This is a genomic window from Paralysiella testudinis (genome assembly GCF_016894345.1).
In the GTDB taxonomy this organism is placed as follows: domain Bacteria; phylum Pseudomonadota; class Gammaproteobacteria; order Burkholderiales; family Neisseriaceae; genus Paralysiella; species Paralysiella testudinis.
The window spans coordinates 2,116,585-2,128,766 of the sequence record NZ_CP069798.1 but is presented as its reverse complement, the minus strand read 5'-3'; the positions used below and the strand labels follow the sequence as shown (position 1 = coordinate 2,128,766).

Genomic DNA, 12,182 nt, shown 5'->3' with positions numbered 1-12,182 from the left:
ACTTCAGGCAGCTTTAAAAGGCTTGATACTGCGTAGATAAGCCCATTGATCGGCAAACGGGCGAAAATATTCGTCCACAAATTCGCTGTAACCTTGTGCACGCGGTTGTTTTTGCAGTGGCAGGGCAATCAGATTGCCCAAGCCGCCTTTGGGCAAGGTATCTTGATTGGGAAATAAGCGGTCATAGCTTTGTAGTGACAGCTGGCGGGTTTGGCGGCAGGTGTGGCTGATTAAGGCGGCACCCAGTTGTCGCGCTAGGCTGGCCGGTACGGCATCGGCAAAAAACCACCACAAATGGGCGCCGTTGCCGGAGCGGGATTGCTCAACGCTCACGGGGATTTGCAACTCGCGGCAGCTGTATACCACGGCGGCGGCATCCGCCTGCCAATCGCCCTTATCGACATCCATGACCAAAAAATAGCAAGTGTCGTCGGGGAGCAAGGGATAAATGCCGATGGTGTGTAAACCGGCCAGATGGCGGTAAACCGTTTGCTCGGTGAGGGGCAGAAAACGGCGGTTGGGGCAGGTGGAACATTTGATTTTAGGCTTGCCGCACACACCCGCCTGCCATTCGTTGGCGCAAGCGGGGCTGTAACCGGCTTTATCTTGGCGCGACTGCCAGCGCAGCGGATACACATCTTCACGCCCGCGAAACAGTTGGCGGAATAAGGCGATTTTGGCCTCTGCCGACATTGTTTTGCCGGTTTGCTGCGCGGCGGCAGGCTGTGGATATGGTTGTGGCCGCCAGTCGATACCGGCCTGATCCAGCAGTGTACGCAGGCGTTGGATTTCGGCTTGCAGTAAGGCGGTTTGGGTGTTTTCAGGCGCAGTGGTGGGCATAAATATGGAAGAACCTGAATTTATTCAGGCTGCCTGAAACAGTTTAACCATGCTGTGGGCGGCGGCCACGCATTGCGCTAGCGGTGCCACCAATGCAATGCGCACATAGCCTTCGCCGGCATTGCCGTCGGCACTGTCGCGCCCTAGGAAGCGGCCGGGCAGCACTTGGATGGAGGCCTCGCGCCACAATTTTTGTGCAAAGGCCAAGTCGTCGCCATCGGGCACTTTCAGCCACAGATAAAACGAGGCATCCGGCCAGTTCACTTCAAAACATTGGCGCAAAATTGGCACCACCTGATCGAATTTTTCGCGGTAGAGGCGGCGGTTTTCGGCCACATGGGTTTCGTCTTGCCAGGCGGCGATGCTGGCATATTGCACCGGCACGCTCATGGCGCTACCGTGGTAGGTGCGGTAATGCAGGAAATGGCTGAGCAATTGGGCGTCGCCCGCCACAAAGCCGGAGCGCAAGCCCGGGGCGTTGGAGCGTTTGGATAAGCTGGTAAACATCACCAAGCCTTGCTTGCTGCGCCCCAGTTGTGCGGCGGCTTGCAGGCAGCCGATGGGTGGTTGGTCGAAATAGATTTCCGAATAACATTCGTCGGATGCAATCACAAAGCCATAGCGGTCTTGCAGTTCAAATAAGGTTTGCCAATCGGCCAGCTGCATCACCGAGCCGCAAGGGTTGTTGGGCGAGCACACAAACACCAATTGCACCCGTGGCCACAGTGCTTCGTCTATACTTTGCCAATCGGGCATAAAGCGCGGCGGCAGGCAGTTCACAAATTCAATATCAGCACCGGCCAGCAAGGCGGCGCCTTCGTAAATCTGATAAAACGGGTTGGGGCTCAGAATCAACGGTTTGTGTTTGTCGGAAGTGTCGATAACGGCTTGCACAAAGGCAAACAGCGCTTCGCGGCTGCCCAATACCGGCAATATTTCGGTGTCGGCATCGGCGTGTACGCCGTTATAGCGGCGTGCAAGCCAATCGGCGCAGGCTTGCCTGAGTTCAGGCAGCCCGGCGGTGGCCGGATACAGCGCTAATTTTTCCAAATGTTCGGCCAGCGCTTGGGTAATCACCTTGGGGGTGGGGTGTTTGGGTTCGCCGATGTGCAGCGGTATTGGCGCGATATCGGCAGGGGCGTCAATACCGTGCATGGCTTCGCGCAGACGGGCAAAAGGATAGGGTTGCAGTTGCTGGAGCAGGGTGTTCATGGTGTGGTGGCGTGTGCGGTTGGAAGAATGGGAGTTCTATACCACCATCAAATAGGCTTGTCTATGTTCTGTGGTGGTTTTCTGTATATCGCAGGCAAAAAAAGGCCGCTTTGCAGCGGCCAAACTAGGGGAAACAGAAAAATGCTTTAGGCGGACTTTTGTGCCTGAATTTCTTGCCCGGTTAGCAGGTAATGGATGGTTTCCTGCACGCTGCGGATGGCGTTGCCAAACGGCAGCGGGTCTTTACCGCGGAAAAACAGGCCTTTGTCGGTTTCACCGCGCCACGCCGCGGCCAGTTTGAGGTCGATACAAAACTGACCCACTTTTTCCAAGCCGTCGCGCAGGCCGCAAACCGACAAGCAGTTAATACCTTGGGTGCAGCGGCGCGGGTCGGCTTTGGCATTGGCTTGCAGCACCGATTCGCGCTTCAGGTAGCTGTCGAGAAATTTGGTTTTCACGCCGCGCGCGGGCAAGCCCGCCACCGACATAAACTCCACAATTTGCTCGCCTTCGGCACCGGCCAAGGTTTTCTTGAAGTTGATGTGGGCATCGCCCTCACGGGTAACGGCAAAGGCTGTGCCGATTTGTACCGCAGAAGCGCCCCAATCTTTCAGCGCCACGCTGATTTTTTGGAAGTTGGCCATGCCGCCGGCCAGAATCAACGGGATTTTTTCGCGTTCCAAATCCAGCTTTTTGAACAGCTCAAAGGTTTCTTCCAATACGCGGCTGAATTCAAAGCGGCCATCGTCCAATCCGGCCACAGTAGCCGCACCCAAATGGCCGGCAGCGTGTGCCGGATGCTCGATTACAATCGCATCGGGCAAGCGGTTTTTCTTCATCCAGCGTTTCAATACAATGCCGATGCCGCGCGATTCCGATAAAATCGGCAGCAAAGCCACATCGGGGTGGTTTTCGGTCATGTCCGGTAAGTCCAGCGGCAAGCCCGCACCCATCACGATGGCGTGCGCGCCCGATTCGCAAGCCTGACGCACCAGTGCCGGATGGTCTTTAACGGCTTTCATTACATTGACTGCAATCATGCCGCGGCCTTCCGATTGCGCCAAGGCTGCCTGAATTTCACGATCCAAGGCCATGCGGTTGAGTGTGTCGTATTTTTCTTGGGTGGGGTTTTCTTTCGATTGTGCCAGCAAATCCGGGTGCAGATGGCGCAAGTCCACGCTGGCAATGGTGCCAATGCCGTTTTCACGTGCCACGGCGCTGGAAAGGCTTGAGGCAGAGATGCCCACACCCATGCCACCCTGTACGATGGGAATCAGCGAACGGCCTCGGATGGTGAGCGGTGAGAAAGCGTGCATGGCATTGTCCTGTGTTGGCGTAAAGGTGTGTGGGTGTAGCTATAGGTGATTTGTGTTTGTTGTTGGTGGCGCCATAAATTTGCGGACGCGGTGACTAAAACCGCTTTGCTTGCCCGTATGGCGCTATTGTTTTTATGGTTTGTATTTTATTACATATATATTTTATTACATATATAAGGATATAAATATTGCTGAGTGCGCAAAATTCAGTTTATTTATGTGGATAAGTAATTTTAGTGTTCAGACTCTATTTTGTAGTAAGGGCAGTGTTGATGTCAAGCTTTATTGGCTGTGGTATAAATTGTTTATGCATATTGATATTGGTTTGGCAGGAATGGGTGATGGTTTGTGTTGCCGGTGGGGTCATCATCCGGCACGATTGTGACAACTGTTCGATGTTGATATCGAAAAATACAAGGGCAAAAGAAGATGATGCGAAATACCCGTTTATTTTGGCGCGGACTGATGTGGAGCTGTATGGTGTTGGGCTTGGTGGCTTGCGGTAGCGGCAAGCCAAAAGCACCGCAAATCCGCAGCCAGAACAGCCATTTGCAGCTGGTTCGCATTAGCCACATTAGCCAGCAGGCAGGTGGGCAGGAGCTGATGTTGCGCAGCATGAGTTTGGTGGGCACACCTTATCGCTATGGCGGCAGCAGCCGTGATAGCGGTTTTGATTGCAGCGGTTTGGTGCATTTTTTGTACCAAGACGCTTTGCAAGTGTCTCTACCTCGTACTGCGCGTGATATTGCGGCGGTGTCCGCACCCATTCGTCAACAGGATTTGCGTGTGGGTGACTTGGTGTTTTTCAACACCAACGGCCAGCCGTATTCGCATATGGGGCTGTATATCGGCAATGGTGAGTTTATTCATGCCCCTTCGAGCAATGGCACCATCCGCACCGCCAAGCTAAGCCAACCCTATTTCAGCCAGCGCTTTACTGGCGCGCGCACTTTGTTTTTACGTTAATTATATGATTTTGTGTTATTGCTGTGCGTTGTAAATACCGATTAGCGGCAATTTTGCGTACAATAACGCCCTTAAAACACCCTTGACGCCGTATAGCACCGGCTAAGTAATGAATAAGGAAAGAAATATTTAATGAGTAATCATCCTTTGATTTTGGTTTTAAATTGCGGCAGCTCCTCGCTCAAAGGCGCGGTGCTGGATGTGGTAAGCGGCAAGGTATTATTAAGCTGTGTGGCGGAAAAGCTGGGCTTTGCCGACGCGTTTATTACCTTTAAAGCCGATGGCGACAAGCACAAGGTGGCGTTGGGCGGTGATCACAGCCACACTGTGGCGGTGGAAGCCTTGATGGCCGAGTTGAAAGTGCATCATCTGCACCACAAAATCGCGGCGGTGGGGCATCGGGTGGTGCACGGCGGCGAGCGTTTTACGCATTCCACCTTGATTGACGATCAAGTGATGCGCGATATTGAAGCCTGTATTGTGCTGGCGCCTTTGCACAATCCCGCACATATTCTGGGCATCCGCGCAGCGCAAGCGGTGTTCGCCGATTTGCCGCACGTGGCGGTATTTGATACCGCATTTCACCAAACCATGCCTGAGCAGGCCTACCGCTATGCGGTGCCCACCGAGCTTTATACCCAGTATGGCGTGCGCCGTTATGGTATGCACGGCACCAGCTACCGCTTTGTGGCGCAGGAAACCGCCCGTTTCTTGGGGCGTGCTGAAACCGAGCTGGCCTTGGTAATTGCCCATTTGGGCAATGGTGCGTCAATTACCGCCGTGCTGAATGGCCAATCGCGCGATACCAGCATGGGCTTAACGCCGCTGGAAGGTTTGGTCATGGGCACCCGCAGCGGCGATATTGATCCCAGTATTTTTTCGTTTTTGCAGGAAAATGCCAATTTGGATATGGCCGAAATCACCGCCATGCTGAATCACAAAAGCGGCTTATTGGGTTTGTCTGATCTTTCCAACGATTGCCGCACGCTGGAAGAGGCGGCGGCCAATGGCCATAAAGGTGCTTTATTGGCGCTGGAAGTATTTGCCTACCGCTTGGCCAAATATGTGGCGGCGATGACGGTGGCCAATGGCCGTTTGGATGCCTTGGTGTTTACCGGCGGCATTGGTGAAAACTCCACTTTTGTGCGCGAGAAAGTGCTGTCGCATTTGGCGGTATTGGGGCTGAGTATTGATCACGACGCCAATCTGGCCGCTTGCTTCGGCCGCGCCGGCATTATCAGCCAGCCAGGCAAAACACCGCTGGCGCTGGTGATTCCTACTAATGAAGAATTGATGATTGCGCAAGATACGGCGCAGTTGGCCGGGTTGAGCATTTAAATGCAGTGGTACGGTTACGGCATTACAATCCCTGCATTGCTGGTTTCAGGTAGCCTTATTAATCAATGGAGTTCACCATGACACAAGTACAATCAGCTGACATGCGCCCCACGCCGGATCGGGCCGAAGACAATGCTTTTTTCCCTTCGCCTTATTCGCTTAGCCAGTTTACTGCGCCCAAATCCAATTTGAGCGGTGCCGATTATCCAGCACCCTATACGGGCGGGCGGTGGAAAATTTTGGTGGTGGGCGCTGATGAGCGCTACTTGCCCACCGACAACGGCACGCTGTTTTCCACCGGCAACCATCCGGTGGAAACCCTGTTGCCGATGTATCATTTGGACAAGGCTGGTTTTGCGTTTGATATTGCCACGCTTTCGGGTAATCCGGTGAAGTTCGAATTTTGGGCTATGCCCACTGAAGATGAGGCGGTGTTGGGTTTGTATGCCCAATACCGGGCTCAATTTCAGCAACCGCTGAAATTGGCCGATGTAGTGGCTCAGGCGCTGGGGGAAGATTCGGACTACATTGGGGTGTTTATTCCCGGCGGTCACGGTGCTTTAATCGGCTTGCCAAACAGTGCGGACATGAAAGCGGTGCTGGCTTGGGCGCTGGAAAACGACAAATTCATTATTTCGCTCTGCCATGGTCCGGCTGCTTTTCTGGCCATGGGCAGCGATTCGCCTTTTGCGGGCTATCAAATTTGCGCTTTCCCCGATGAGATGGATGCCCAAACGCCGAACATAGGCTATATGCCCGGACACTTGACTTGGCGCTTTGGCGAAGCCTTGAAAGCCAGTGGTTTCGAAATAATGAATACCGATATTTCCGGCGCCACCCACCGGGATCGGAAAATGCTCACCGGAGACAGCCCGTTGGCGGGCAATGCACTGGGCAAGCTGGCGGCCGATGCCTTGCTAGAAGCGGTGGGAAAAGGTTAGCTGGTTACGGTGGTTTATGCTGGCAAACATTGGTTTCAGGCAGCCTTGTTGCCAATCCAGTTAGGGTGCCGAGATTAAGCTGTTGTAATGTATCTGACCATTTCCGCCTATTTATGGCGATAAAACCAGCCCTTGTTATTCAAGGGCTGGTTTTTTATGCCGCCATGCTTTCAGGCAGCCAAATGGCATGAACGCCGTTTTTTAGCGCCAACACCATCGGGTCTTGTTCAAATTCGATGGCGTATACAAAGCTCAGTTCGATTTGTTGGGCGTGCTGTTGGATGATGCTGATGGGCAGGCCGCGGGCGATGGCAGAGGCGGCGTCGTGCTGCGGCACCAGCGCCATGCCGATGCCCGATGCCACCATGTCGAGCAAGGCTTTGGGTTGGTCGCACAACACGGGGCTGGCCGGGTTGATGCGCAGCTCGCGCCACAGCTTTTGGAGTTGTTTGTGGCTGCCTGAAGCGGGCGACATATCAATCCACGGATATTGGTTCAGGCTTTTGGGCAATGCTGCCTCAATATCGGCTTGCCAAGCTTGCGGCGCAATCAGCACATAATCCATGGCTTCTAGAAAAATGCTGTGCACGTTGCGGTAGGGATTGGGGCCGAGGAAAAAGCCGGCGTGCAGCTCTTTTTTGCGCACGGCGTTGATGATGTCGCCACTGAGTTTGTAGTGGCAGTTGAGCTGCACCTGCGGCAATCGTTGGCGCAGGTATTGGGTGAGCATGGCCACTTTGCTGCCGGGCAGGGGGTAAATCAGGCCCACATCGATTTGGCCGGTGTAGTTTTCGGCCAAGCTGGCGGCAAATTGATCCAGCTGGTGCATGTGTTGCAGCAGGGCTTCGGCTTGCGGCAAAAAAGCGGCGCCGCTGCGGGTGAGTGCCATGCCTTGGGCGTTGCGTTCAAACAAAACAATGTCCAGGTTTTTTTCGATGGCTTTGATTTGTGCCGATACGGCGGGTTGGGAGAGGTGCAAGGCTTCCGCTGCTTGGGTAAGGTTGCCTTGATGGGCAACGGCAACAAAGCTTTTGAGCTGGTTTAAATCCATCTATTTTCCTTATCGCGCGAGCGCATTTTATTCTTTTGGTAAGGGTGATTTTACGCAGTTTCACTGTGCGGGCATAGGGTTGATTGGCCTTTTTGTATACGGCTTGATTTTCGGCAATGCCGGTGAGATTTTGTCTGTTGTTGGCGGCTTTTAGGCTGCCTGAAAATAATTTTATGGTGTCGCTTGGCGAAATTACAGAAAATTACATATTATAAGTTGTTGTTTAGAATAAATTGTTGCATTGCATCATCATTAGAACAAATACACCACATCAGAAAAAAAAATTAGCCAGTTGCCGTGCAATGCTCTTTAATGCCAACACGCCGCAAAGGCGCCAAGACTAAAAAGGAGAGAAAAATGGACCAACAAACTGCGCAACGGGTGCTGTCGCATCCGAAGTTTCAGGAGATGGCACGCAAAAAATCAGTGCTGGGCTGGAGCTTTTCTGCGCTGATGCTGTTTGTGTATGTGGTGTTTATTTTGTTTATCGGTTTCAGCCCCGAAAGTTTCGGTGTGCCGGTATCACCGGGCAGCGTCACCACGTGGGGTATTTATGTGGGCTTGTTTGTGATTTTGTTTGCGTTTGCCATTACCGGCATTTATGTGCACAAGGCCAATGGCGAGTTTGAAAAAATGACCCAACAAGTGGTTAAAGAAGTGCAAGGGGAAATCAAATGAAAAAATGCTTATGGGCATTGATGGCCTTGGCCGCTTCGGCCGGTGCGTTGGCGGCGGATGCCATCAGCGGGCCGGTAGAAAAACAGGCTTTGAATCTGCCGGCCATTATTATGTTTTTTATTTTTGTGGGCGGCACGCTTTATATTACTTATTGGGCGGCACGGCAAACCAAGTCGACCAAAGACTTTTACACCGCGGGCGGCGGTATTTCCGGCTTTCGCAACGGCTTGGCGATTGCGGGCGATTATATGTCGGCAGCGTCGTTTTTGGGCATTTCGGCGATGGTGTACACCAACGGCTTTGACGGCTTGATTTACTCCACCGGCTTTTTGGTGGGCTGGCCGATTGTGCTGTTTCTGATTGCCGAGCGTTTGCGCAATTTGGGCAAGTTCACCTTTTCCGATGTGGCGGCCTACCGGCTCAAACAAACCCCGGTGCGCGTGTTTGCGGCCACCGGCACTTTGCTGGTGGTGGCGCTGTATTTGATTGCGCAAGTGGTGGGCGCGGGCAAGCTGATTGAGCTGTTGTTTGGCTTGGATTACCACTGGGCGGTGATTATTGTGGGCGTGCTGATGGTGGCTTATGTGTTGTTTGGCGGTATGCTGGCCACCACTTGGGTGCAAATCATCAAGGCGATTATGTTGCTCTCCGGCGCCACATTTATGGCAATTATGGTGTTGAAATACGCCAACTTCAGCCCGGAATTGATGTTCAAAAAAGCCACCGAAGTGCATGAAAAAGGCACCGCGATTATGGCGCCGGGCGGCTTGGTGAAAAACCCGGTGGACGCCATTTCTTTAGGGCTGGCGTTGATGTTCGGTACGGCCGGTTTGCCGCATATTCTGATGCGCTTCTTTACCGTGCCCGATGCCAAGCAGGCGCGTAAATCGGTGTTTGTGGCCACCGGCTTTATCGGCTACTTCTACATCCTCACCTTTATTATCGGCTTTGGCGCGATTATGTTGGTAACCCAAGACAATCCGCAATTTTTCCATGAAGTGGTCAAAGGCGACAAAACGGTGATGGAAATGCTTGGCGGCACCAATATGGCGGCGGTGCATTTGTCCGAAGCGGTGGGCGGTGATTACTTCCTGGGCTTTATTTCGGCAGTTGCGTTTGCCACTATTTTGGCAGTGGTGGCCGGTTTGACCCTCTCCGGTGCTTCGGCGGTGAGCCACGACTTGTATGCTTCTGTTATTATGAAAGGTAAGGCCACCGGCCAGCAGGAGCTGCGGGTGTCTCGTGGCACGGTGCTGGTGTTAGGCGTGCTGGCGATTGTTTTGGGCATTGCCTTTGAAAACCAGAACGTGGCCTTTATGGTGGGCTTGGCCTTTGCCTTGGCGGCTTCCGGTAATTTCCCGGTGTTGATGCTGTCGATGTTCTGGAAGGGTTTGACCACGCGCGGTGCGGTGATTGGCGGCTTTGCCGGTTTGCTCAGTGCGGCAGTGCTGATTATCCTCGGCCCCACGGTGTGGGTGAAGGTGTTGGGGCATGAAAGCCCAATCTTCCCCTATGGCAACCCGGCGCTGTTTACCATTCCGCTGGCGTTTATCTCGGCGTGGTTCTTCTCGGTAACCGACAAATCCGAGCAGGCCAAGAAAGACAAGGCAGGATTTGAAGCACAGTATGTGCGTTCCATGACCGGCATCGGTTCGTCGGGTGCGTCCGATCACTGATGTAAATCTAGGCTGCCTGAAAATGTTTTCAGGCAGCCTCAAGCAATACCATGTTTAACCGGCTGTAAATAAAAGGAGAAACTTTATGTCTGCCATTGAATCCGTGTTGAAAGAAAATCGGGTGTTCGAACCGAGCGACGAATTCAAAACCCATGCCAATGTCAACGGCATGGATGCATACAATGCCTTGTGTGACAAAGCGAATGCCGATTACGAGGGCTTCTGGGGCGAGCTGGCGCGCGACAATATTGCGTGGAAAAAGCCGTTTACCCAAGTGCTGGACGAAAGCAACGCCCCGTTTTACAAATGGTTTGCCGATGGCCAGCTGAATGTGTCCTACAACTGCCTCGACCGCCATCTGGCCGACAAAGCCGATAAAGTGGCGATCATTTATGAAAAAGACGACGGCAGCAGTGAAAACATCACCTACCGCGAATTGTATGAGCGCGTGTGCCGCTGTGCCAACGGCCTGAAATCATTGGGTGTGCAAAAAGGCGACCGCGTGGTGGTGTATATGCCGATGGTGGCCGATGCCGTGGTGGCGATGCAGGCCTGTGCGCGCATCGGTGCCATTCATTCGGTGGTGTTTGGCGGTTTTTCTGCCGGTGCGGTAAAAGACCGCGTAAAAGATGCGGCAGCCAAAGTGATTATCACTGCCAACGAAAGCGTGCGCGGCGGCAAACAAGTGCCGCTGAAAGCCACGGTAGACGAAGCGCTGGCCGGTGGCGACTGCCCCAGCGTGGAAAAAGTGGTGGTGCTGGCGCGCACCGATGCGCAAGTGCCCATGGTTGAAGGCCGCGATATTTGGTGGCAAGACTTGGTGGCCAACCAAGCCAGCGAATGCGAGCCGGAATGGGTGGATGCCGAGCATCCGCTGTTTATTCTTTACACTTCCGGCTCTACCGGCAAGCCCAAAGGCGTGCAACACAGCACCGGCGGCTATTTGCTGGGCGGCATCGTGTCGCTGAAATGGGTGTTCGACTACAAGCCGGATGACGTATTCTGGTGCACCGCCGATGTGGGCTGGATTACCGGCCACACCTATATTGCCTACGGCCCTTTGGCCATTGGCGCCACTCAAATCGTGTTTGAAGGCGTGCCCACCTATCCGGATGCCTCGCGCTTCTGGAGCACCATCGAAAAACACAAAGTAAGCACCTTTTACACCGCACCCACCGCCATCCGCTCGCTGATTAAACTGGGTGCCGATTTGCCCACCAAATACGATTTATCCAGCCTGCGCCTGCTCGGCACCGTGGGCGAGCCCATCAACCCGGAAGCGTGGATGTGGTATTACCAAGTAGTAGGGCAAAACCGCTGCCCGATTGTGGATACTTGGTGGCAAACCGAAACCGGCTCCAACACCATTGCGCCGCTGCCCGGTGCCGTGGCCATCAAACCGGGCTCCTGCACCTTGCCGCTGCCGGGCATGATGGTGGATATTGTCGACGAATCCGGCGCGCCGGTGGAAAAAGGCAATGGCGGCTTTTTGGTGATCAAACGCCCGTTCCCATCATTGCTGCGCACCATTTGGGGCGACGATGCCCGCTTTAAATCCACCTATTTCCCCGAAGACTTCGGTGGCAAATACTATGTGGCCGGCGACTCCGCCCACCGCGATGAAAACGGCTATATCTGGATTATGGGCCGCGTAGACGATGTATTGAATGTGTCCGGCCACCGTTTAGGCACCATGGAAATCGAATCGGCACTGGTGGCCAATCCCTTGGTGGCCGAAGCCGCCGTGGTGGGCAAACCGCATGAAGTGAAAGGCGAAGCCGTGGTGGCGTTTGTGGTGCTTAAAGGCGAGCGCCCGCAAGGCGAAGACGCCAAACGCATCGCCGCCGAGCTGAAAAATTGGGTAGCACACGAAATCGGTAAAATCGCCCAGCCCGACGACATCCGCTTTGGCGAAAACCTGCCCAAAACCCGTTCCGGCAAAATCATGCGCCGCCTGCTGCGCTCTTTGGCCAAAGGCGAAGAAATCACCTCCGATATCTCCACTTTGGAAAATCCGCAGGTGATGGAGCAATTGAAGCAAACCATCTGATTGGCATGATGTGATTGGATGATGTTTTCAGGCAGCCTTTTAAAAGGCTGCCTGAATTTTTTTGGTTTGGTATGATGGTTTTTTTGAATTGGCGAGTAGGCCGTATATTAAAGG

Annotated in this window: 10 protein-coding genes; 6 read left to right on the top strand and 4 right to left on the bottom strand. The window is 53.7% G+C overall.

The window, feature by feature from the left end; translation table 11 throughout:
- Positions 1 to 3: 3 nt before the first annotated feature.
- The 3 genes from JQU52_RS10955 to JQU52_RS10945 form a co-directional block, all read right to left on the bottom strand.
- Positions 4 to 840, bottom strand: coding sequence for a TOTE conflict system archaeo-eukaryotic primase domain-containing protein (locus tag JQU52_RS10955; protein ID WP_230338521.1), 837 nt, complete (start codon positions 838 to 840; stop codon positions 4 to 6).
- A 24-nt stretch (positions 841 to 864) separates the two neighbouring features.
- On the bottom strand, positions 865 to 2,052 hold the full coding sequence (gene dapC, locus JQU52_RS10950) for a succinyldiaminopimelate transaminase (protein WP_230338520.1): 1,188 nt from the start codon (positions 2,050 to 2,052) through the stop codon (positions 865 to 867).
- Between the two features lie 146 nt (positions 2,053 to 2,198).
- A complete protein-coding gene (locus JQU52_RS10945) occupies positions 2,199 to 3,368 on the bottom strand; it encodes an NAD(P)H-dependent flavin oxidoreductase (protein WP_230338519.1) in 1,170 nt (389 codons plus the stop codon).
- 429 nt (positions 3,369 to 3,797) lie between these two features.
- Here JQU52_RS10945 and JQU52_RS10940 point away from each other — a divergent pair, with 429 nt between their 5' ends.
- The 3 genes from JQU52_RS10940 (at position 3,798) to hchA (ending at position 6,613) form a co-directional block, all read left to right on the top strand.
- The gene (locus tag JQU52_RS10940; RefSeq protein WP_379060866.1) at positions 3,798 to 4,334 is read left to right on the top strand and encodes a C40 family peptidase; all 537 of its coding nucleotides are present in this window, start codon (positions 3,798 to 3,800) and stop codon (positions 4,332 to 4,334) included.
- Positions 4,335 to 4,466: 132 nt separating this feature from the next.
- Entirely contained in the window at positions 4,467 to 5,672 is a 1,206-nt protein-coding gene (locus tag JQU52_RS10935; protein WP_230338518.1) for an acetate kinase, read from the top strand.
- Between the two features lie 77 nt (positions 5,673 to 5,749).
- Entirely contained in the window at positions 5,750 to 6,613 is an 864-nt protein-coding gene (gene hchA / locus JQU52_RS10930; RefSeq protein ID WP_230338517.1) for a glyoxalase III HchA, read from the top strand.
- Between the two features lie 154 nt (positions 6,614 to 6,767).
- Here hchA and JQU52_RS10925 read toward each other — a convergent pair whose 3' ends face one another.
- On the bottom strand, positions 6,768 to 7,664 hold the full coding sequence (locus tag JQU52_RS10925) for a LysR family transcriptional regulator (RefSeq protein WP_230338516.1): 897 nt from the start codon (positions 7,662 to 7,664) through the stop codon (positions 6,768 to 6,770).
- A 357-nt stretch (positions 7,665 to 8,021) separates the two neighbouring features.
- Between JQU52_RS10925 and JQU52_RS10920 the strand changes: the two genes are divergently transcribed.
- From JQU52_RS10920 to acs, 3 genes are all read left to right on the top strand, one after another.
- Positions 8,022 to 8,342 carry a DUF485 domain-containing protein gene (locus JQU52_RS10920; RefSeq protein WP_230338515.1) on the top strand — a complete coding sequence of 107 codons (321 nt, stop codon included), beginning with the start codon at positions 8,022 to 8,024 and terminating at the stop codon, positions 8,340 to 8,342.
- A complete protein-coding gene (locus JQU52_RS10915; RefSeq protein WP_230338514.1) occupies positions 8,339 to 10,018 on the top strand; it encodes a cation acetate symporter in 1,680 nt (559 codons plus the stop codon). Before JQU52_RS10920 ends, JQU52_RS10915 begins: the two co-directional genes overlap by 4 nt.
- 85 nt (positions 10,019 to 10,103) lie before the next feature.
- Positions 10,104 to 12,068 (top strand): acetate--CoA ligase, encoded by a 1,965-nt coding sequence (acs, locus tag JQU52_RS10910; RefSeq protein ID WP_230338513.1) that lies wholly within the window; start codon positions 10,104 to 10,106, stop codon positions 12,066 to 12,068.
- Positions 12,069 to 12,182 lie beyond the last annotated feature (114 nt).